This is a genomic window from Amycolatopsis sp. NPDC028719 (assembly GCF_055565395.1).
Window position 1 is genome coordinate 360,337 of record NZ_JBVHUL010000007.1, and the last position, 19,919, is coordinate 380,255.

Genomic DNA, 19,919 nt, shown 5'->3' on the forward strand with positions numbered 1-19,919 from the left:
TGACCCGAGACGTCGACCGGCGCTCCACTACCGCTTTGCCCTGCGGACGCGGAGGACCATGAGCAGCAGTCCGCCGAGGACGATGAGCGACGCCCCGAGCCACACCAGCGGGCCGACCCCGGTGCCGGCCGGGCCGGACGTGGTGCCGTAAGTCTCATCGCCACCGTTGGTGCCGGTGGCGGTCCAGCTCGTGCCGAGGCCCGCACCGGGGGAGCCGCTCGTCGTTTCGCCGCCGGTAGCGGACGTCACGTCCGTGGTGGTCGCCGTGCTCGTGTCGGTGTCCGAAGTGGATGGCGTTGTGGTGTCGGTGCTCGGGGAAGTCGTCGTCTCGTCGGTGGTCGCCGGCGGGGTGCAGCCGGGGGTGGTGAACGTGTTGTCGTCCAGGGAGACCTGGCCGTTGCGGGCCAGGGCGCGCCCGGCGACGACGGTGCCGGTCGTCACGGTGCTCGCGGAAGCCGTGATCAAGGTGGAGGCGACCTGGAAGATCCAGACGGTGCCGGAGGTGCCCTGGCCGTCCAGGGTCAGGGTCCCGCCGAGGGCGAGCGGGCCGCTGGACTTGTAGACGCCCCGGCCAGGGTCCGGCCGACGAGGTCACCCGCGACGTTCGCGGTGGGCGCGCGCGGCCGGCGGCGTCCTCGTAGGCGACGACGAGCTCGGACTGGGCTTGGCCGGCCACGGCATCACCCGCGTGCGTGGCACCGGCGGCCGTGCCGGGTGGGAACCCGGTGATGGCGGTACCGGGCCAGACGCCGAGGTCCCCGTCCAGGGTGCTCGGGCCGGTGTTGGTCACCGTCTGCCCGCCCGGCACGGAATAGGACCCCGCGGTGCCGAGCCCGACGGGCGCTTCGGCGGCCACGGCCTGCGGTGCTCGATCACCAGCCCCAGGACCAGGCGCCCGGGAGATCCGCCGCCAGGCGATCCTGGACACCGCGGCAGAGATGCTCGACCGGATGCCGATCAGCGACGTCACCCTCAACGACCTCAGCCGCCGCAGCAACCTCGCCAAGTCCGCGATCCTCAAGTACTTCGAATCGCGGGAAACGATCCTCCCGGAACTGCTGGACCGAGCCTGGCGACGGTGGACCGCCGACCTCGGCCGCCACCTCGCCGAGCGGCCGAGTGAAGAGACGGCCGCTGAACGCCGTGGTGCCGAGCTGGCCACCGTGCTCAGCCGGACGCTCGCCGGCTATCCCCAGCTGTGCGAACTGCTCAGCGCGCAAGCCGGCGTGCTGGAGCACAACGTCTCAGCCGACGTCGCCGGCCGCTACAAGAAGGCCGCGTTCGCCAGTGTCGCGGCCTTGGCCGAACTGGTGCGCGGCCGCCTGCCCGAGCTGGGGGACAGCGCCGGGCAGCTCTGCGGTGAGATCATCATGGCCACCGGCGCCGTCTGGACGCATTCCCGGCCGTCCGCCGGCATGCTCGCCGCTTACGACGCGATCGGTGCCGAGCCGCGGGCCACGGCCCAACGAGCCAGTTCCGCCGCTGGCTTCTTCCCCGACGGCAGCCGGCGGACGGAAACCCGGTGAGCCTGGTCGATCCCGCGGCCCGGCAGCTCGTCCCGGATCACGCTGACGCGCCGTTTCGCCATGGTCACAACCCATCCACGAGAGTGTGCCCGGTGCGGCGGTGAGACCCGCGTTCCAGTGGTCGGCCCGGTGCCGGGGTAGTTCCCGCGGACATTCGCGGGAACTACCCGGGAGCCGTGGCCGACTTCTCCGGCATGGACTGTCAAACGGCCTCCGGCCCGACTGTTCGACACGGCGGATGAAGGGAGCCCGATGTCCATCGACGAGCGCGAGGAACGCGCGGCGGAGCCGGTGGCCGAGCCGAGGGCCGGCTGGGCGTCGATCCGTCCGCTGCTGCTGCGGGTGCACTTCTACGCGGGGGTCTTCGTCGGCCCCTTCCTGCTCGTGGCCGCGGTCACCGGCCTCGCTTACGTCTGGGCACCCCAGGTCGAGCAGGCGGTCTACGACCACGAACTGCACGTCCCGGCGGCGGCCGAAACCGTCCCGCTGGAGCAGCAGGCGGCGACGGCCCGGGCCCTCGTGCCGGACGGCACCCTGACCGGAGTGCGGCCCGGACCGGCGCCCACCGACAGCACGCAGGTGATCTTCGACCGGCCCGGTCTCGAGCCCAGCTTCCACTGGACGGTGTTCGTCGACCCGCACACCGGCGACGTCCGCGGCCAGCTGGAGACCTACGGTTCCGGGCAGGCGATGCCACTGCGGGGCTGGATCGACGTCCTGCACCGGAGCCTGCACCTCGGCGACTTCGGCCGCCTTTACAGCGAACTGGCGGCCAGCTGGCTGTGGGTGGTCGTGCTGGCCGGGCTCGCGCTCTGGCTCGGCCGGCGCCGCCGCAAGCGCGCGTCGGCGCCGAGCCCGCGGGCCAAGCTGCTGACGTGGCACGGCCGCACCGGCCTGGTGCTGGCGATCGGGCTGCTGTTCTTGTCCGCCACCGGGTTGACCTGGTCGCAGTACGCCGGGGACAGCATCACCGAGCTGCGCTCGCAGCTGGACTGGACCTCACCCTCGGTGTCGGCCACGGTCCCCGCGTCGAGCGGGCGTGACATCGGGTTGGACGGCGCCCGCGAAGCCACGTTGCGGGCCGGGATGACCGGCCCGGTCGAAGTGCGCCCGCCGGCCGCGCCCGGCCAGGCCTACGTCGTGGCGCAAATGGGGCGCAGCTGGCCAGTGCAGGCCGACTCGATGGCCGTCGACCCCGCGACCGGAACCATCACCGACACTCTCCGGTTCGCCGACTACCACCTCGCGGCCAAGCTGAGCACGTGGGGGATCGACGCCCACATGGGCTTCCTGTTCGGGATCTGGAACCAGATCGTGCTCGCCCTGCTGATGGTCGCGCTGATTGCCGTGATCGTCTGGGGCTACCGGATGTGGTGGCTGCGCCGGCCGACGCGCGGCGAAGCCCGGTTCGGACGGCTGCCCGCGCGAGGAGCGTGGCGGCGGATCCCGGGACGGGTGCTGGCGCCGGCGCTGGTCGTGGTCGCCGTCGTGGGCTACTACCTGCCGTTGTTCGGGTTGTCGCTGCTGGGGTTCGTCCTCGTGGACGGGTTCCTCGAGGTACGACGGCGGAAGGTGGACGCGTGATCGCGGCGGAGGGCCTGCGCTGGATCCTGACGGTGGTGTTCGTGGCGACCGGGGCGTTCTGCGCCTACCGATGCACGCGGCAGGGGACCGGCGCGGAGCGGGTGGGCGACGTCCTGCACGTCGTGATGTGCGTCGCGATGGTGGCGATGGCGTGGCCGGCGGGCATGGGGCTCGCGCGGTTGCCGCAGACTGTCCTGTTCGGACTCGCCGCGGTGTGGTTCGCCGGTGTCGCGGTGACCGGTGCGGCACACGCGGACCACGGCGGCCGCCGGGCGGCGATCTACCACGTGGTGATGATGGCGGCCATGGCGTGGATGGTGTTCGTGATGCCGCGGGCGATGGGTGGCATGTCCGGCGTCGGCGACATGACGGAGATGCCGGGACACCACGGGATGGCGATGCCCGTCTCCGGCGCCGGCGGCGGCGCTCCGGCCGACGTGCGGGTCGTCGCCCTCGTGCTGCTGGCCGCGTTCGTGGTGGCGGGCCTGGTCTTCCTGTGCCGCGCGTTCGACGACGCGCGGGCGTCGGGGCCACCCTTGCGCTTCCTGGGCCGCGGCGCCGACGGCGCGATGGCGCTCGGCATGGGCCTGATGCTGCTGACCATGGCTTGAGCCTACTGTCCGAAGTGGACGCCTGGCGTGCGTGACCACCGGCCGGATGACGGTCACCGGTGTCCACCCGGCGCCCGCCGAGACCGGCTCCGAGCACGCCATCGCCACGGCTGTCGTGACGGCTGCGCGGAACTCGCCGACCTGCCCGAGGTCACCGAGTTCACGGCGCTGCCCGGGTTGGATACACAGGCCACTGTGGATGGTCGAGTCGTCCTGGCCGGCAGCCGGAAGCTGTTCGCCGAACGTGCCGTCGTCCTCGAGTCCGAAGACGAAGCGCACATCGACGCAGCACACAGCCGCCGCGGTGCCGGTGCTCGTCGCCGTCGACGGCGAGGTCGCCGGGCTGCGTGCTGCTGACCGGCGACCACGAAACAGCGGCCCGGGCCGTCGGCACGGAGATCGGCGTCGACGAGGTTCGTGCGGGCGTGCGTCCGCGGACAAAGCCCGGGCGGTCGGGGACCTGCGCGCGGCGGGCGCCCGGGTCGCCATGGTCGGCGTCGCGATGTCGCTGTCATCGGTCCTGGTGGTGTCCAACAGCCTGCGGCTGCGGTCCTTCAGCCGGCCGACGGAGTGAGGACCTTGTCCAGCACACCGGCCTTCACGTCCGCGACGAGCACCTCGAGCTGTTCGAGGCTCATCTCGATCCGCTGGCCGAAGTCGTCGGTGATGACGATCGCGCGCTCGGGCGGAGCGCCTTCGGCCACGTAGAGCTCAGGGCAGCCGCAGTTGCACTGGCCGCAGAAGGTCGCGATGTGACGGAGGTCAGCGGGCTGTGAGGTCATCGTCGGCTCCTCGGGAGTTGAGTTGCTCTCCCGGTAGTCGTCCGGCGAGCCGGGTTGGTTCCCGGCGATCACTATCAGGCCGCGCGACGACGGCTGGCCGGCAGGTGCGGGAACCGGTGGCGCCGGCCCTGGCCGCCGTCTTCGGCCCGAAGCTGCCGGCCGAGCGTGACCTCGTCGTGCGCCGCGGGCTCGACGCGGGTGCTCGGGCCCGGTGTCGACCTGCGGTGGTGCTGGCGGCGGACGCCGTAGAGGAGCCCGACTCCGGCCACGAGCAGGACGTGCGACAGCACCCGGGACACGGTGACCTGGCCGTCGAAGAGATCGATGCCCGACACGAGACCGAGAACGGCCACGAAACCGGCCAGGGCGGGCAGCAGCCCCGACGCCGTCGCCGGGCGCATCGCCGCCCAGAGCAAACCGAACCCCACCGCGAGGTTCCAGGCCGCGCTCTCGTTGCCGAGGTGCACCGCCATCGCCGCCATCCCGCCGTGCTCGGCGTGGCCCACGTCCATGCCGAGCAGTTCGGCGAGGCCGAGGCCGCTCTGGACGAGCGCGACGAGGGTCAGGGCGATGCGCAGGCCCCAGCGCTGCGCCGACGGGGCCGGGACCTCGGTGAGGATGCGTTCGGTCAGGTCCGGCACCCGCGGCGCTTCGCGGACCAGCATCAGCCGCCGCAGCCGGACGGCGTCGTCGTGCCAGGCCCGGCAGTGCGGGCAGCCCGCGCGGTGGCGGTCCACCACCGAGTCCGGCAGTGAACCCGCTTCACCGTCGATCCGGGCCGAGAGTGCTTCACGGAAGTCGGAGCAGTTCACGTCCACATAGTCGCGCGGAGACCCGTCGGAGTTCCCGGCGGCGTGGGTTACGGTGTCGTGTCGTGAACTCCAGCCGGGATCGTGACGACGAACGGATCACCGCCCTCGCCCTCGCCGCGGCGCGCGGTGACCAGCGCGCCTACGAGGACTGGGTGCGCTCGACCCAGGCCGACGTGTGGCGGTTCGTGGCCCACCTGACCGACTCGGCGGTCGCCGACGACCTGACGCAGGAGACGTACGCCCGCGCGGTGGTCTCGCTCACCCGGTTCGCCGGGCGGTCGTCGTCGCGCACCTGGCTGCTGTCGATCGCCCGGCGGGCCGTGGTCGACCACTTCCGGGCGCGCTCGGCGCGGCCGCGGCTGTCCGGCCAGGACTGGACGGCGGCCGTCGAGGAGGAGTCGGCCCGCAGCCGTGCGGGTTCTTCGGGGTTCGAAGAGGTCGTCGAGGTCGGCTTGCTGCTGGCGGGCTTGGACGGCGAGCGGCGCGAGGCGCTCGTGCTGACCCAGCTGCTCGGGTACACCTACGCCGAGGTCGCGGAGATCTGCGGCTGTCCGATCGGGACGGTGCGCTCCCGGGTCGCCCGGGCCCGCGACGACCTGCTGACCGCGCGCGACGAGCGCGGCAACGTCATTTGATGGTCCACAGTGGATTGATGGCTGCCAATCCGGGGGTGCGGCAACTGCGTCGGTGGCTCCGGCGACCGTGACGACACGGTAGCGCGCCAACGGTCGCGAGCAAGCACGCTGCGACGGACGCCCGGTCGAAAGGACGGAGATCGGCGCGAACTCGCCCGGGCTGCGCTGTCAGGCGCCTTCAGTACGGGTTGCCGGGCACGTTGAGGCGCACCTGGTAGAGGCCGAACCCGCCACCGGAAACACCGGAGGTGAGGTACAGGGTCCGGCCGTCCGGTCCGCCGAACGCCGCGTTGGTGGTGTTGCGGCCGGCGGAAATGGTGCCGAGCTGCTCGCCTGACGGTGAGAAGACGTGGACGAGCCCTTCGTCGTAGGAAGCCCAGTACAGGTTGCCCGCGCAGTCGACCGTCGCGCCGTCGGGCGTCCGCATGCTCGCGAACTTCGTGCGGTTGCCGGTGGTGCCGTCGGGGAAGACGGTGTACTTCATGATCGCGTCGGCGCCGGTGGCCCCCACGTAGAGCGTCTTGCCGTCGGGGGACAGGACGACGCCGTTCGGCTGCGGCAGCGTGTCGTCGACGAGGCCGACCACGCCGTCGCGGACGCGGAAGACGCTGGTGCGGCCGCCTTGCTCGTCGGCGCGGTTGCCGCGCTGGTAGTTCGGGTCGCTGAAGTAGGTGGTGCCGTCGCGGCCGGTGGTCAGGTCGTTCGGCGAGTTGAACGCGCGGCCGAGGTAGCCGGCCGCGACGGTCGTCCGGGTGCGGTCGGTCAGGCTGTAGGAAGAAACGGTGCGGTTGTCGTGGGTGGCGGCGAGCACCCGCGTGCCGTCGGCGGTGATCGCCAGGCCGTTGCTGCCGGAGTCGGCGATGAACGTCTCGAAGGTGGCCGGCGGCGTGTACCGGAGCACCGCCGACGGCTGGACGCCCTGGGGGCCGGTGGGGTTCTGCATGTTCGACAGCAGCAAGGTGCCCGTGCGCTCGTCCCACGTGGGCCCTTCGAGGAAATTGAACCCACTTCGGATGAGCTGGGACGCCACCGACTGGCTCGGCAACGGCGGACCGTAGGTCCCGTCCGGTGCGCACGGTGAGGTCGTGGTGGCGCCGGACGCGGCGGGCGTCACCACGCCCGTGATGACGATCGCCGCCGCCGTCACCGTCCACATGCGACGGAGTGTCCTGCGGTGAGCCATGACGGCTCTCCTTTCGTGAGGGGGTTCACCGTCCGAGCTCGACCTTGAAGATGCTTTCGTCGCTGTTGCCGGCGATGCTGTCCTTGTCGCCGTGGTTGCTGGTGGTCAGCCACAAGCCGCCGTCCGCGGACGGTTCCACCGTGCGCAGCCGCCCGTACGTGCCGTTGAGGTACTGCTGGACGTCGGTCAGGCTGTCACCGGAAATCGCGGCCCGGTACAGCCGCGCTCCGCGCAGGCAGGCGATGTAGAGAGCGTCGCGGACCACGGCGATGCCGCTGCACGAACCTTCGGCGACGGGGTAGGTGCGCTTGGGCGCGATGAAGCCGGCTTCGGCGCAGCTGCCCGTGGTGCCCTCGCAGCGGGGCCAGCCGTAGTTGCCGCCGCGGACGATCAGGTTGGTCTCGTCCATGACGTTGTTGCCGAATTCCTGTTCCCACAGCCGACCTCGGGAGTCGAAGGCCAGGCCCTGGGGGTTGCGGTGGCCGTAGCTCCACACCGGGGTGCCGAAGGGGTTGTCCGAGGGGATGCTGCCGTCGGGGTTGATGCGCAGGACCTTGCCGGCGAGGTTCGCGAGGTCTTGGGCCCACTCGCCGTTCTGGCCGTCGCCGGTCGAGATGTAGAGCTTGCCGTCGGGACCGAAGCGCAGCCGGCCGCCGTTGTGGTACTTGTTGCGCGGGATGCCGGTGAGCAGCACCTGCGGGGTGCCGGTGAGCACGCCGCCGGTGTAGCGGACGCGCACCACCCGGTTGTCGGTCGAGCTGGTGTGCATGACGTACAGCCACGGGTCGGCCGCGAAGCCGGCGGCCACCGCGAGACCCAGGACCCCGCCTTCACCGTCGGTGCCCGCCACGTCCGGCAGCCGCCCGGCCACGGTCTTCGTGCCGGTGGCGGGGTCGAGGCGGACGATTTCGAAGGCGTCGCGGCGGCCGTAGAGCACCTGTCCGTCGGGCAGGGTGGTCAGGCCCCACGGCAGGTCGGTTTCGGTGGTGACCCTGGTGACCGAGCACAGCGCCGTGGTGCAGGCGGTGCCGGTGGTGACCGCGATCGCCGTGCTCGGGGCCGAGCGGTTGGCCTGGGCGTCGCGCGCCCGCACCTGGTACCGGTAGCGGGTGTTGGCGGCCAAGCCGCTGTCGGTGAACGACGTCGTCGCCGCGCCGCTGGTGGACCCGGCGACTGTGCCGTCGCGAAGCACCTCGTAGCCGGTGACGCCGACGTTGTCGGTGGCCGGCGACCAGCGCACGGTGACCGTGGTGCCCGACGCGGTCGCCGTCACGCCGGTGGGGGTGCTGGGCGGCTCGGTGTCGGCCTGGCACTGCGGCACGCTGACGGTGACCGTGGGACTGGCCTGGGAGACGTTGCCCGCGGCGTCGCGGGCGTTGGCGTACAGGCCCCAGGTGGCTCCCGGCACGGCGGTCAGCTCGGCCGACAGCGCCGTGCCCGGCACCGAGGTCATGAGCTGCCCGTCGTGGTAGATGTCGTAGAAGGCCACGCCGACGTCGTCGGACGACGCCGACCACGAGAACGTCACGCCGGTGCACGTCAGGTTCGAGGTGCGGGGATCGGCCGGCGCGGTCGGTGGGGTGGTGTCGGCGTCCGCGGCCGACGCGGCCGGGGACGGAAGCACGACACCCAGGCCCAGCAGCACCACGGTGGTCACCGCCCGGAGGCCCGTGCGGGTCCTTCTCGGAGTAGCTCGCATGGTGTTCCTCTCTCAGGGACGCGAAGCCACTGGGAGCGCTCCCAGGCACCGTAGCGCACCCGGTTCGCCGCCGACAAGACCGGTGAGCGGTTTTCCAACCACAGTCAGATCCAGCCGCGTCGGGTGGCTTCCATCGCGATCCGGAACCGCGTCCGGGCCCCGGTCCGCTGTATCGGCTTGGTGACGTGGCGCTGCACCGTCCGCTCACTCCAGCCGAGCGCCCCCTTGTTTTGCGATACGATCGGATTGTAAAGAGGCGGCGGGTCGGTTCGCAAGCCGACCGTATGGGAAAGGGGACGTGTGCCGAAGGTCGTCGATCACGAGGAGCGCCGCAGGCGGATCGCGGCGACGCTGCGCCGCATCGCCGCCGAGGAGGGCCTCGAGGCGGTCAGCCTGGGCCAGGTCGCGGCGGCCGCGGGTATCTCGAAGGGGCAGGTGCAGCACTACTTCCCGAACAAGGACGAGATGCTGCGCTACGCTGTCCGGACGCTGCGCGACCAGGTCGAGCGCCAGGTCGCGGCGGGGACCTCGGACGCGCCACCGGACCTACGGGCGGTCCTGGTGGCGCTCCTGCCCCTCGACGACCAGAGCCGGACGGAAGCGTTGGTGGCCAACGCGTTCGTCTGGCGCGCGTTCAAGGACGACGAGATCGCGGCGTGGTTCCGCGCCGGGTACGAGCAGCTGCGCGAGGCACTCGCCGCCTTCGTGGCAGCCGAGCACGGCCTGACCGGCCTCGACGCCGCCCGCGAAGCGGATCTGCTCTTGGCGCTGACAGCCGGCTTGGCCGACGCGGTCCTGCTCGGTCACCGGACCGGCGAGGAGGCCATCGAGCTGATCGACCTCCAGCTACGGCGGCTCACCGATGGCGGTTGAGCTGCCTTGCTCCACCAACCGGGGTTCCGGCGCTGCGGCTGACGCAGCGCGAGCTGATCGAGCACTCGGCATCGCCTCTGGACCCCTGGCCGCCCGCACCGTCCGCGTTCGGGTCGGGACTGGCGTCGCACCGGCGGTCGGCTTGGGGTGCGAACGCCCCTACCCGGTGACGCACGAAAACCTCGGCGAGGACGTCGCGGACGAGCTGATTTCGCTGATCGAGCAACGGTCAATCGATCGACTGCGCGCACGGCGAGATAATGAACGCCGAGCCGGTTCTGAGCATCGGTGAAATTGGTTCCGACGTGTTCGGAACGCCTGACCGAAGGAAGTCCTGGAAGTGCGTACAGAGGAACAACAAGGTGACGCCAAGGTAAGACTCGGCGGCCGCTTCCACCGGCTCTTCGCTGCCACGCTCGTGTCGGCCACGGGCACCGGTATGCACGTGGCCGCGTTACCCCTGCTGGTCCTCCAGTCCACCAGCAGCCCGGTCGCGCTGAGCCTGGTGGTCGCGGCGGTCGAGATTCCCTGGGTGCTGGTTTCCCTGCACGCCGGTGTCGCCGTCGATCGGCTGGATCGCCGGCGGGTCATGGTGTGGGCGGACGCCGGCCGGTTCGCGGTCCTGACTGTGCTCGTGGTACTTGTCCTGACTGGGCGGGTGAATCTCGCCTGGCTCGTGCTCGCAGCGTTCATCCTCGGCGTCGGGCAGGTCTTCTTCGACATCGCCGCCCAGTCGGCCATTCCCGATTTCGTGTCACGGGACCCACAGCACCTGTCCGCCGCGAACGGGCGGATCGCCGCAGCGGACATCAACGGTGAGCAATTCGTGGGGCCGCCGCTGGGCTCCGCGTTGTTCGGCGTGTGGAGCGTCCTGCCGTTCGCCGGCAACGCCCTCTCCTTCGCCGTCAGCGGCGCGCTGATCCTCTCGATCCGGCCGGAGGCCCAGGCCAAAGAGGAGTCCGGCACTCCACGCAAGAGTATCCGGATGGAAATCGCCGAAGGCATTCGGTGGCTGCTCGGGAACCGCGTCCTTCGGGCACTGGCCGCGATCACCTGCCTGAGCAACGTCGTCGCGTCGGCTCAGTTCGCGATGCTGGCCCTCCTGGCCAAGCAGTTCCTCGGGCTACCGGACTTCGGGTTCGGCTTGTTGCTGACCGCCACCGCGATGGGTGCAACGGCCGGGGGACTGGCGAGTTCGGTCGTGAGCAAACGATTCGGCCCCGGCACGGTATTGCTCGCGGGGAAGGCCGGTGTGGGCATGGCCGTTCTGGTACTGGGACTCGTCGCCAATGCCTGGGTCGCCGCTCTCATGATGATGGCGACCGGTGCGCTGACGACCGCGCAGAACGTCGTGACCAGTACGCTGCGCCAGCAGATCGTCCCTCGTCGTCTCTTGGGGAGGGTGCTCTCGTCGAGTAGAATGGTGGTGATGATCGGGGGACCGATCGGCGCGATACTCGGCGGCGTTCTCGCCGGCGCGTTTTCCGTTCAAGTCACGTATGTTGCAGCCGGTGTCTTCCTCATCCTGGTGACGCTCGCGGCCTATCCCAGACTGAACAACCGAGCGCTGGCCGGCGCCGCCGACGAGTCGGCCGTGCCGCCGCGACGGTAGTCGCGGAGAACCTTCTCGTCCCATGTGCCGTCCTCGCACGCGGTAAAACAAAGACATGTTGACTTCGCCGGTCGGCATGGCATGTAATCAGTGCATGCGCATTTTTCTCGGATTGGGCATCCTGGGCATGATATGCGTCGGCGGCTGCGCCACCGGACTCCACAATCACTCCAGCGACCCATCCACAAGTACCTCCGTCCCCGTTGCGGCGTCGTCGTTCACTGCCACGGACCGCGCTTGGATCGAGATCACCATGGCTATGGACGAGCAGCTCGTTCCCCTGCTCGACCTTGTCGACAGCCACACCGGATCCGCGGCTGTCCGCGACCTCCGTAAAAAAGCCGACGCATCGACAAAGGCGGAGCTGTCGGAGCTGCGGCGGCTGCATGATCAGGCCGGCCTTCCGGCGGAAAACCCCCACCAGGGGATGGAGATGCCCGGGATGGTCTCCGCGAACCAGGTCGCGCGCGCCGGCGCTTTGCGCGAGGCGGATTTCGACGACTACTTCAAAAAGTGCCTGCGCGATCACCTGGCTCAAACTGGACGTTTGGCGCTCGGCGAGAAGTCGTCCGGCAAAGAGCCACAGACCGTGAGCCTGGCTTCGCGAGTCCTGCAAGAACAAGACCATCTCTCGGCGCTGGTCAAATAGCGCACCGGTGGGATGCGCCGGCGCGATCAGGTCGAACGGGAGTCATTCTCCGTGAAGTTCGAGACGAAGGCCGCCGTGTCGGCCGATCGGAACGACACGGCACGGCGGCTGCTCACCGTCGCTCTCAGCCGCCGGTGAAGCTCGGGGTGGTCCCGCACTTCGCGTTCTGGTTCAGGCAGGTCTTGACCAGTGCGGCCAGTTTGACGTGGTCCCAGCCGTTCATGAAGTCACCGTGCATCGACGACGCCATTCCCGACGACAACGCGAGGCCGTCGCCGCCCAGGATGTCGTAGTTGAGCATGTACGACAGGTTCGGCACCGCGACCGGGTAGTTTCCCTGGCACTTGCCGGCGACCGCGTCCCCCATGTGTGACTTGTGGTCGGGCGAGTCGATGTGCTTGCCGTCCCAGCAATCCTTGAACGTGAGCTGGTAGATCAGGTTTCCGCCAGGGGCGCAAACCGGCCAGTTCCCGTCGGCGCTCCGCCCGACCTCGGCGCTGCCCGCGCACCAGAACTGGTTTCCCTGCCCCTTCTGGGTGGGTACCTGCAGCTTGGCATCACCCTGCACCATCACCAGCCCGGGCGGGAACGGCCGGACGGCCGCCGGGTCGGGGAGCCGCGAACCGTAGTAGACGCGCATGCTCTTGAACGGAACGGCCACGCCGTTCCTCTGCAGTTGCGGCACCCAGTAGGCGGCGTTGTCGCCCGGGGAGTTGCACGTCGTCGCCCCGGCGGCGAGAAGCGTTTCCGTAGTCATGAAGGCGTCGTTCCTCGGCCCGAAGAACGTGTGCATGTGGGAGGCGCCGGGCAGGCGGGGGAAGACGATCGCATCGTCCTTGGCTTCGTTCGCGATCGTGCAGTCGGTGTGGAACTCGGGGACCCTCGTCGTCCCGGCCGGCACCGGTGGCGGCACGATGCCCTGGTAGTCGGCCAGTTCGCGCTGGTACCGGGCCTGGTCCACATCCACCCAGCCGGCCTCCGCCGCGACGGAGTTGCCCGAAGCTCCGGCGGCAGCGGATCTCGGTCCGTCGGTTTCGCTCGCGCCGGCCACGAAGGCCGTACTCCCGGCCAGTGCCAGAGCGAGGGCCGCGGTGAGGACGGCCCGGGTCCGAAGCCGCAACTGCCGAGGTCGACGACCAGCAGCCCAGTTCGACATATTTCGCATGTGAACATCCTTACTTTCGGCCGGCATTTCTTTGAAGCATGGGGACGTGTCACGAAATCTGAAGTAAGGCAATCGCGGAGACGTCGTAGTTGCCGGTGAAGTGCACGATTGCGCTGAGCAGCCGAACGCGTGCGTTCTACGCGTCCGCGGCCGCCGATCTCGCGATCGCCGCAGTAGGACCGGATCGTCTCGGACGCCTAGGCCGGCGCACCATTGTTCGCGGTGGAGTCCGCAGCCGCACAGGAGTCCCGGGGCAACGGCTCGATGCCGCGGACACGGGGCAAGACGCGGGCGGAGCGGGCGGCAGATACACCTGCGGCCGCGCTCGGTGGTGCTGTGGTCCGTCGTGGTCGGGAGAACGTCCTTGATCTCATCGAGCCCACCTGGTCAGTCGTGATCCATCGTGTCGCGCACTACGCGCGTCACGATGCGAGCGCACCGCTCGCATCGGCATTCGGATGATGTAGCAGACTTACCACTGAAACTTGGTCACGCCCCATCGGCGAACCGACGGGTATGACGTTCGAAGCAGTGGGGCATCAACCAACCCGAGATGCTGGAGTGGTCCAGGTGGCGGCCGCGGAACCGGTTCCATCGAGGCAACTGTCAGTAAACCGTGTCGATTGGGTGACGTCAAGACACGTGCCTGCAATTTCCCACCAAGAAGGTTCGCCGCGGACGTGTGCTGCCGTGACCGTGAACAGTTCGACGACCTCGGCTTCGGCTGCCCTGTTCACCGGTGCGGACCGAGAGCAGGTTCTCGGAACACGCGCCTGCTCGAACTGCTGCGCCGCAAGGAGATCACCGCGCCGGTCGATCGGGTGTTCCCGCTGGAGCAGGCCGCGTCGGGCAGTGCCCAAGCCGGCACCAGGGGCCCCGGCGAGCTGACCTCAGCGCGCGTCGCCGCTCTCCGGATCGCGCAGCCGGCTGTCGGACGACTGGAAGATCAGCACGTTGTCGATGTTCACCGTCCAGTCGTTGACGAACCTCTCCGGGTGGAAGTAGGACAACCGGATCTCCTGCATCCTCGCGGCGAGCATGCCGCCGGCGACGCCCGTGAACGCCGGCCGGCCGGGCATCACCTCGAGCAGTACCTCGTCCGCCAGGACCAGCCCGGGCCGCAACGACACGACCAGCGCGGGAGCCACGGGAAAGTCCGACCGGACAAGCACTTCCACTTCGAATCCGGGCGGCCGTGCCGGCACTCCGTCCTGCGGTGACCACGGCTGTGCCCGCGCGAGCTCGGCGGCGACCACGGCGGCCGCGGTACCGGGCTGCTGCGGCGCGGCCGATGACGGCCGGCTCGGAGTCGGCTTGATCTCGCCGAAGGCTACTGTCAACGGGCCGAACCGCACCGGTCCGGGCGTGGCCGGCCGGACGACCACCTGCGCGGTCCTGGCCAGCCGCTCGTCGTCTTCGTATCCCGCGGGCAGGAGCAGGTCCACGTCGGTTTCCGGCCCGAGGTCCTGACCGAGCCCGCGCGCGAGGGCCTCGGATTCGGCAAGCAGGTTGAGGGAAAGGTCCACCACGTCGTCGACCGCGTCGACGAGGTCGCTGGCCAGCTCGTCGATCCGCTCCTCGCGCCGGCCTCGCAGGCCCAGCCGGCTCGAGCGGGGGAGCTGCTTCCGGGCCTTCTCATAGGCTTTGGGGCCGAAGAGCGGAAGCGCCTCGGTCAGCGCCCGGAACGCCGCGTCGTTCACCGCGGCCAGCGCCGCGGGTACGGCGTCGGGACGGCCGGCGGAGAGGGAGCACAGCGCCACGTACCGCTCGGCCACCGCGATCTGCAGCGGGGACTTGGCCGAAGCGGCCGCGGCGGCCTCGCGGAACAAGTCACGCGCGCGGGCCAGCTCGGCGGCCCGCGAGTTCGGCTCGGGCGCGGTGCTCGCGTCGCGCAGCGCCCGCTGCCCGGCGCGCAGCGCGACCGTGTAGCGCTGGTCCAGCAACTCTTCGAGCTGACGGCCGATCCCGGCCAGCTGCTCGCTCAGGCGGTCTTCGCTGGCCACCAGTTCGCCCAGCAGCTCCGAGGCCAGCCCGCTGAGCTCGTCGTTCCCGGTCAGCGCCCGGATCAGCTGGGAAGCGCCGTACTTCGCGGCGATCGTGACGATTGCGGTCAGTGGCTCCACCTGTCTCACCTTAAGCCCACGACAGTCCGAGCCGACCCGGCCTGACAGAACCCGAGCTGCAGCCACCGTGGCCGAACCGGGACGGCTCGGCCGGGTAACGGGAAGTCGTCAGGCGCAGGTCGGCACGAGCCGGGCCTCGCCCCGGCACCTCACCCTGGCCATGGCCGCCCTCGACGGCTGATGCCCGTGTGGACGGCCAAGAGCGGGTATTCCGGCCAAGAATGGCTCGCATGCCGTATTCGTAGGGGGATCGCGGCAGCAACCTCGGTTGGCTTCGAAACGCGAATTCCGCGAGCGGGAAACCGTTTCGTGTCGGCGATTCCGGTCACGGCGGGAGCCGGCTTCAATGCTGGAGGTGCTGTTTTGCGCGTGTTCGTCACGGGCGCGTCGGGGTGGGTCGGCTCCGCGGTCGTCCCCGAGCTGATCGAAGCGGGGCGCGAGGTCACCGGGCTCGCTCGGTCCGCCGCCTCGGCCGCCGTGGTCGAGGCGCGGGGTGCCGCGGTCGTCCGTGGCTCGGTCGAGGATCTCGACCTGCTGCACGAAGCGGCCGAGAACGCCGGCGCCGTCGTCCACCTCGCCTTCCGGCACGACATCGCCCTTCGACGGCGGCTTCGCCGACGCGGTGGCGTCCGACGTCGCGGCGATCGAGGCCCTGGTTCGGGCTGCCGCCCGGCGGGGCGGGCGAAGCCCGGCGACCGCCGAGCTGGGCCGCCCTCGCCGGGCGCGGGCTGCGACCGTCGGTCGCGCGGCTGTCGCCGACCGTCCACGGTGAAGGTGACGCCGGGTTCATGGCCACGCTCGTCGAGCTCGCCCGCACCCGGAAGGCCAGGCCACCAGCAGCACGGCGAGGGCGCGGTGCTGGTCGGATGCTCTGACGTCGCCGGTCCGGTTTGGGGTGAAACCTCCCCGGGTGGGGTATTCGGGGGCGCGGTCACGCAGTGGTGGCCGTGCACGCCGAGGAGAGGAACTGCCTGTGGTCGAAGTGACGCGCACCTTCACCGTCGCGGCGGCACCGCACGAGGTGCTGAAGTACCTGAAGGACTTCGGCAACGCGACCGAGTGGGATCCCGGTACCCGGGTGTGTGACCGCCTCGACGAAGGCCCGGTCGAGGTCGGTTCCCGGTGGCGCACCGTCTCCAAGATCGCCGGTGTGGAGACCGAACTGACCTGTGAGCTCGTCCGGCTCGAACCCGGACGGGTGGTGTTCGCCGGCCACAACGACACCGCCACCACCACCGACGACATCGGCGTCGCCGCCACGGGCGGAGGCGGGAGCACCCTGACCTACCACGCCACGATCGAGTTCCACGGAACCGCGAAGCTCGGCGCACCGATCGCGAAAGTCGTCTTCGAAAAGATCGGCGCCGACACCGAGGACCGCCTTACCCGGGTCTTCGGCACCCCGGGGATGACGACCCCGGTCCCCGCGACCGCACCTGCCGCCGACGCGGACCGGCCGCACCGGCCCTCTGCCCGACAAACGGGAGGGTAGGTCGCCGGCCAGGGGATGGCGCGCTTCGACCTGCGCGCTCACCCTTGGCCGTCTTGTCCAGCCGCTCTTCCTTCGCCGGCTCACCGATCGCCATCCACGCCGGATCCCGGCACGCGAACCGCTGTTCGCTTTACGGGACCGACACGGTGGTTCCGGGCAGCACCATGCGGACGTCGATCTCCGGGGCGAGCCGGGCGACCGCGTCGGCGTAGTGTCGCGGGTCCTGGTCGCCCTTGGTGATCATCCGGTCGCCCAGGCGGCCACTGTGGAAGGCGTAGTGGTGCGGCACCGCCAAGGCGGGCTTCAGCGCGGCCGTCAGCCCGGCTGCTTCCTCGGCGTCCATGACCACCTGCGCGAGGTTCATCGGCCGGACGCACAAGCCGTTCGTCGGCAGGATGGCCAGGTCGACGGGCCCGAACCGGTCCGGGATGGTGTCCAGCTCCGGCACCCGCAGCGAGTCGCCGCCGAAGAAGACCGTGCGCCCGCCCTTCTGGAGGACGAAGGTGACTTCGTGGACGCCGTGCTTGCCCGGGGTCGCCGTCACGGTGAGGTCGCCGACCGTGGCGGCTTCCCACGCTTCGATGGCGCGGACGTCGCGGAAACCCTTGCCCCGCGCGATGGTCGCGACCGTGCCGGGACCGATCAGCGGGGTGTCCAGGTCGAAGCCGCCGGTGACGAGGGCGTCGAGGTCGCAGTGGTCGTAGTGCTCGTGGCTGACCACGACCGCGTCGACGCGGCCCAGGCCCTCGACCGTCGAGGCGACCGGTTCGCCCTGGTAGTAGGTGGCGGCCTGGGTGAACCACGGGTCGGTCAGGACGCGGGTCCCGCCGATTTCGATCAGCTGGCAGGCGTGCCCGATCCGGGTCACGGTCAACGAGGTCTTCATGGTGGCGTCTCCTGAGATCAGTTGCCGAGGTCCAAGAGCGCGCCCAGCAGCTCTTCGGGCGTCTCGACCTGCGGCAGGTGGCCGGTGCGGGGGAGCAGGGTGAACGTCGAGAACGGGATCGCGGCGGCGTAGGCCTTGCCGTAATCGGGGTCGACGATGCCGTCGCTTTCGCCCCAGAGCACGTGGACCGGGACGTCGAGGGCGCCGAGCCGGTCGGCGAGCGTCGGGTCGGCCATGGTGGGGCCGGTGTAGCCGATCAGCGCCAGGACGTCGGGGCTCGGTCCGGTGCCGCCGCCCGGCGGGACGGGGGCCTTGCCGGGGTCGTGGAAGGAGTGCGCGCGGAGCTCGGTGGGGGAGAGGCCGCTGACGTCGGTCGGCGGGTGGCCGTCGACCTCGATGCCGATCCCGTCGATGATCACCGCGCCGCTGACTCGCGGGCTCTTCTGCAGGGCGATTTCGGCGGCCAGCCAGCCCCCGAAGGAGTTGCCGATCACGGTGACGTCGGTGAGGTCGAGCTCCTCCAGCAGTGCGACGTAGGTCCGCGCCAGTTCGATGACACCGGTCAGGCTGGAGTCTTTCGGGGTGCCGCCGAAGCCGGGATGGGTGGGCAGCAGCACCCGGGAATGCGTGCGCTCGGCGAGCAGGTCAGCGAAACCGGCCATCGTGGCGACGCCGCCACCGCCGTGCAGGAGCAGGAACGGGCGGGTGCGGTCGCGGTCCTGGAGGGTCACCTCGACCGGGCCGAGCGTGCGGGTGTCGGTGCGGGTGGGCCGGAGCGAGCCGGCTGTGGGGCGAGTCGTCATGGGTCCTTCTCGGTCGTGAGCTCGTTACCTAAGCAACCTTATATAAGGTTGCTTAGATAAGCAACCTGACTTCGATCGGTTAGGATGCGGGCATGAAGTACCGCCCCGGTGATGTCGCGCTGGCCGTCAAGCGCCTGCAGTACCGCCACCACCGCGCGCTGAGCCGCGCGCTGGCGCCGCTGAACCTTTCCCTCGTGCAGTGGGACACGCTGCGGCACCTGCACCGCGAGCCGGATGCCTCGCTGCACGACCTGGCGGTGCTGACCTTCCAGACCGACCAGTCGTTCGGTTCCCTGGCCACGCGGATGGCCGAGCGCGGTCTGATCGAACGGGTCCCCGGACCGGGCCGGGCGGTCCGGCACCGGCTCACCGAGAAGGGGGCGCGCTTGCGCGTGGAAGGGCAGGAGCTCGTGGACGCCATCGCCGGGTCTTCGTTCGACAATCTGTCGGCCGCCGAGCTCGACCAGCTCGGCGAGCTTTTGGATCGTGTCCTCGGCCCCGACCCGACGGCTTAGGGTGCCCGGACCAGGCTGCTTCGAGAAGGTCGGCAAGGTCCGGCCGGCCGGGCGCGGGTTCGCGTAGGGCGCCGCAAGAGTTTCTTCGACGACGGCGCGGAGCTGGGGCCGGGCGACCCCGAGCTCGGCGAGGCCGGTGGGGGCGCCCAGCTTGGTGACCAGCTCGTGCAGGGCGGCCACGGCGGCGGGAGCGTCGAGTGCTCTGCGTGCGTTTCGGCGTGGGGCAGGTCCATCACGAACGCCCGGCCGATCCGCGAGGACTTTCGTCTCGACGTACAGGGGTTCGCGCTGGTCGAACACCGGACGAAGGTGCAGGACTTCACCGACACCGAAGAGGGGGAGCGGGTCTACCAGGCCGAACTGGAGGAGCTGGTCAAGGCGGCGACCGGGGCGGTGAAGGTCGTCGTCTTCCCCACGCTGGCGCGCTTCGAGGACGGCGAGAAGCGGGGCGAACGCCCGCCGGCGCGTGCGGCGCACGCCGACTACGACGGCGCGAGCTTCGAGGCCTGGATCCGCCGGGCCATGGGCGTCGAGGCCGACGAGCGGCTGTCGGGACGCTGGTCCGAGAGCAACGTCTGGCGCGGCATCCGCCCGGTCGAGCGGGTACGCCCGGACCAGCCGATGCCGTTCACCGGGCTGAACCTCGTGCACGACCCAAGCAGCGCTGGTACTACTTCCCGGACATGCAGCCGGACGAGGCATTGCTGTTCCGCCTCTGGGACACCGACTCTTCGGTGCCGTTCCCGGTGGCGCACAGCGCGATCGACGATCCCACATGCGCCCGATCATGTTGCTGTCCCGGCCGGGCGCTGTTTCGCCGTGGCCGAGCAGGGCGCCGGCGAGGGCGTTCTTCCAGACGACCTCGCCGAGGTCGGTGTGGATGCAGGCGGGCACGTCGTCGAGCCGGCTCGCGAGGGCTGCGGCGCCGGGTACCCGGCCAGGCAAAGCAGGTGAAGGACGCCACGCTCG

At 70.4% G+C, this 19,919-nt stretch carries 20 protein-coding genes and 2 pseudogenes; 12 read left to right on the forward strand and 10 right to left on the reverse strand.

Going from position 1 to position 19,919, the window contains the following annotated elements:
* Positions 1 to 27: 27 nt before the first annotated feature.
* A pseudogene (locus tag ACZ4TR_RS32370) lies at positions 28 to 558 on the reverse strand (ice-binding family protein); the annotation flags it as partial.
* Between the two features lie 61 nt (positions 559 to 619).
* Positions 620 to 928, reverse strand: a pseudogene (locus ACZ4TR_RS32375) (ice-binding family protein); the annotation flags it as partial.
* On the opposite strand from ACZ4TR_RS32375, the gene ACZ4TR_RS32380 reads away from it, so the two are divergent.
* The 4 genes from ACZ4TR_RS32380 (at position 825) to ACZ4TR_RS32395 (ending at position 4,295) form a co-directional block, all read left to right on the forward strand.
* A complete protein-coding gene (locus ACZ4TR_RS32380; RefSeq protein WP_465291333.1) occupies positions 825 to 1,526 on the forward strand; it encodes a TetR/AcrR family transcriptional regulator in 702 nt (233 codons plus the stop codon). The pseudogene ACZ4TR_RS32375 and the gene ACZ4TR_RS32380 overlap by 104 nt on opposite strands.
* 252 nt (positions 1,527 to 1,778) lie before the next feature.
* Entirely contained in the window at positions 1,779 to 3,110 is a 1,332-nt protein-coding gene (locus ACZ4TR_RS32385; RefSeq protein WP_465291334.1) for a PepSY-associated TM helix domain-containing protein, read from the forward strand.
* Positions 3,107 to 3,721, forward strand: a complete 615-nt coding sequence (locus ACZ4TR_RS32390; protein ID WP_465291335.1) for a DUF5134 domain-containing protein — start codon at positions 3,107 to 3,109, stop codon at positions 3,719 to 3,721. Before ACZ4TR_RS32385 ends, ACZ4TR_RS32390 begins: the two co-directional genes overlap by 4 nt.
* A 304-nt stretch (positions 3,722 to 4,025) precedes the next feature.
* Positions 4,026 to 4,295, forward strand: a complete 270-nt coding sequence (locus ACZ4TR_RS32395) for a hypothetical protein (RefSeq protein ID WP_465291336.1) — start codon at positions 4,026 to 4,028, stop codon at positions 4,293 to 4,295.
* On the opposite strand, the gene ACZ4TR_RS32400 is transcribed toward ACZ4TR_RS32395, so the two are convergent.
* Together ACZ4TR_RS32400 and ACZ4TR_RS32405 are read right to left on the reverse strand one after the other, a co-directional pair.
* On the reverse strand, positions 4,276 to 4,503 hold the full coding sequence (locus ACZ4TR_RS32400; protein WP_465291338.1) for a hypothetical protein: 228 nt from the start codon (positions 4,501 to 4,503) through the stop codon (positions 4,276 to 4,278). The two genes, ACZ4TR_RS32395 and ACZ4TR_RS32400, sit on opposite strands and share 20 nt — an antisense overlap.
* Before the next feature lie 74 nt (positions 4,504 to 4,577).
* Positions 4,578 to 5,321, reverse strand: a complete 744-nt coding sequence (locus ACZ4TR_RS32405) for a zf-HC2 domain-containing protein (RefSeq protein ID WP_465291339.1) — start codon at positions 5,319 to 5,321, stop codon at positions 4,578 to 4,580.
* Between the two features lie 56 nt (positions 5,322 to 5,377).
* Between ACZ4TR_RS32405 and ACZ4TR_RS32410 the strand changes: the two genes are divergently transcribed.
* Positions 5,378 to 5,950 carry a sigma-70 family RNA polymerase sigma factor gene (locus tag ACZ4TR_RS32410; protein WP_465291341.1) on the forward strand — a complete coding sequence of 191 codons (573 nt, stop codon included), beginning with the start codon at positions 5,378 to 5,380 and terminating at the stop codon, positions 5,948 to 5,950.
* A gap of 178 nt (positions 5,951 to 6,128) precedes the next feature.
* Here ACZ4TR_RS32410 and ACZ4TR_RS32415 read toward each other — a convergent pair whose 3' ends face one another.
* The gene (locus tag ACZ4TR_RS32415) at positions 6,129 to 7,106 is read right to left on the reverse strand and encodes an SMP-30/gluconolactonase/LRE family protein (protein ID WP_465291343.1); all 978 of its coding nucleotides are present in this window, start codon (positions 7,104 to 7,106) and stop codon (positions 6,129 to 6,131) included.
* A gap of 52 nt (positions 7,107 to 7,158) precedes the next feature.
* A complete protein-coding gene (locus tag ACZ4TR_RS32420) occupies positions 7,159 to 8,790 on the reverse strand; it encodes a PQQ-dependent sugar dehydrogenase (RefSeq protein WP_465291344.1) in 1,632 nt (543 codons plus the stop codon).
* A gap of 342 nt (positions 8,791 to 9,132) precedes the next feature.
* Between ACZ4TR_RS32420 and ACZ4TR_RS32425 the strand changes: the two genes are divergently transcribed.
* From ACZ4TR_RS32425 to ACZ4TR_RS32435, 3 genes are all read left to right on the forward strand, one after another.
* Positions 9,133 to 9,705, forward strand: a complete 573-nt coding sequence (locus ACZ4TR_RS32425) for a TetR/AcrR family transcriptional regulator (protein WP_465291346.1) — start codon at positions 9,133 to 9,135, stop codon at positions 9,703 to 9,705.
* 340 nt (positions 9,706 to 10,045) lie between these two features.
* Positions 10,046 to 11,317, forward strand: coding sequence for an MFS transporter (locus tag ACZ4TR_RS32430; protein WP_465291348.1), 1,272 nt, complete (start codon positions 10,046 to 10,048; stop codon positions 11,315 to 11,317).
* Between the two features lie 94 nt (positions 11,318 to 11,411).
* Complete coding sequence (locus ACZ4TR_RS32435) at positions 11,412 to 11,966, forward strand: DUF305 domain-containing protein (RefSeq protein ID WP_465291350.1); 555 nt, start codon at positions 11,412 to 11,414, stop codon at positions 11,964 to 11,966.
* 124 nt (positions 11,967 to 12,090) lie between these two features.
* Here ACZ4TR_RS32435 and ACZ4TR_RS32440 read toward each other — a convergent pair whose 3' ends face one another.
* Entirely contained in the window at positions 12,091 to 13,086 is a 996-nt protein-coding gene (locus ACZ4TR_RS32440; protein ID WP_465291351.1) for a DUF1996 domain-containing protein, read from the reverse strand.
* A gap of 935 nt (positions 13,087 to 14,021) precedes the next feature.
* The gene (locus tag ACZ4TR_RS32445) at positions 14,022 to 15,254 is read right to left on the reverse strand and encodes a hypothetical protein (RefSeq protein ID WP_465291353.1); all 1,233 of its coding nucleotides are present in this window, start codon (positions 15,252 to 15,254) and stop codon (positions 14,022 to 14,024) included.
* Between the two features lie 180 nt (positions 15,255 to 15,434).
* On the opposite strand from ACZ4TR_RS32445, the gene ACZ4TR_RS32450 reads away from it, so the two are divergent.
* Both ACZ4TR_RS32450 and ACZ4TR_RS32455 read left to right on the forward strand, forming a co-directional pair.
* On the forward strand, positions 15,435 to 16,340 hold the full coding sequence (locus ACZ4TR_RS32450) for an NAD-dependent epimerase/dehydratase family protein (RefSeq protein ID WP_465291355.1): 906 nt from the start codon (positions 15,435 to 15,437) through the stop codon (positions 16,338 to 16,340).
* A complete protein-coding gene (locus tag ACZ4TR_RS32455) occupies positions 16,228 to 16,746 on the forward strand; it encodes an SRPBCC family protein (protein ID WP_465291357.1) in 519 nt (172 codons plus the stop codon). The genes ACZ4TR_RS32450 and ACZ4TR_RS32455 overlap by 113 nt, the downstream gene beginning before the upstream one ends.
* Positions 16,747 to 16,876: 130 nt before the next feature.
* Here ACZ4TR_RS32455 and ACZ4TR_RS32460 read toward each other — a convergent pair whose 3' ends face one another.
* Together ACZ4TR_RS32460 and ACZ4TR_RS32465 are read right to left on the reverse strand one after the other, a co-directional pair.
* Complete coding sequence (locus ACZ4TR_RS32460; protein ID WP_465291358.1) at positions 16,877 to 17,632, reverse strand: MBL fold metallo-hydrolase; 756 nt, start codon at positions 17,630 to 17,632, stop codon at positions 16,877 to 16,879.
* Between the two features lie 17 nt (positions 17,633 to 17,649).
* Entirely contained in the window at positions 17,650 to 18,435 is a 786-nt protein-coding gene (locus tag ACZ4TR_RS32465) for an alpha/beta fold hydrolase (RefSeq protein ID WP_465291360.1), read from the reverse strand.
* A 92-nt stretch (positions 18,436 to 18,527) separates the two neighbouring features.
* Between ACZ4TR_RS32465 and ACZ4TR_RS32470 the strand changes: the two genes are divergently transcribed.
* Both ACZ4TR_RS32470 and ACZ4TR_RS32475 read left to right on the forward strand, forming a co-directional pair.
* Entirely contained in the window at positions 18,528 to 18,950 is a 423-nt protein-coding gene (locus ACZ4TR_RS32470; RefSeq protein WP_465291362.1) for a MarR family winged helix-turn-helix transcriptional regulator, read from the forward strand.
* A gap of 165 nt (positions 18,951 to 19,115) precedes the next feature.
* Positions 19,116 to 19,904 (forward strand): CmcJ/NvfI family oxidoreductase, encoded by a 789-nt coding sequence (locus ACZ4TR_RS32475; protein ID WP_465291364.1) that lies wholly within the window; start codon positions 19,116 to 19,118, stop codon positions 19,902 to 19,904.
* Positions 19,905 to 19,919 lie beyond the last annotated feature (15 nt).

Bases quoted from the DNA above. Each gene is read 5' to 3' on its own strand.
- ACZ4TR_RS32385 (WP_465291334.1), top strand. From the start codon at position 1,779: ATGTCCATCGACGAGCGCGAGGAACGCGCGGCGGAGCCGGTGGCCGAG.
- ACZ4TR_RS32400 (WP_465291338.1), bottom strand. From the start codon at position 4,503: ATGACCTCACAGCCCGCTGACCTCCGTCACATCGCGACCTTCTGCGGC.
- ACZ4TR_RS32415 (WP_465291343.1), bottom strand. From the start codon at position 7,106: ATGTGGACGGTGACGGCGGCGGCGATCGTCATCACGGGCGTGGTGACG.
- ACZ4TR_RS32435 (WP_465291350.1), top strand. From the start codon at position 11,412: ATGCGCATTTTTCTCGGATTGGGCATCCTGGGCATGATATGCGTCGGC.
- ACZ4TR_RS32450 (WP_465291355.1), top strand. From the start codon at position 15,435: ATGCCCGTGTGGACGGCCAAGAGCGGGTATTCCGGCCAAGAATGGCTC.
- ACZ4TR_RS32460 (WP_465291358.1), bottom strand. From the start codon at position 17,632: ATGAAGACCTCGTTGACCGTGACCCGGATCGGGCACGCCTGCCAGCTG.
- ACZ4TR_RS32465 (WP_465291360.1), bottom strand. From the start codon at position 18,435: ATGACGACTCGCCCCACAGCCGGCTCGCTCCGGCCCACCCGCACCGAC.
- ACZ4TR_RS32470 (WP_465291362.1), top strand. From the start codon at position 18,528: ATGAAGTACCGCCCCGGTGATGTCGCGCTGGCCGTCAAGCGCCTGCAG.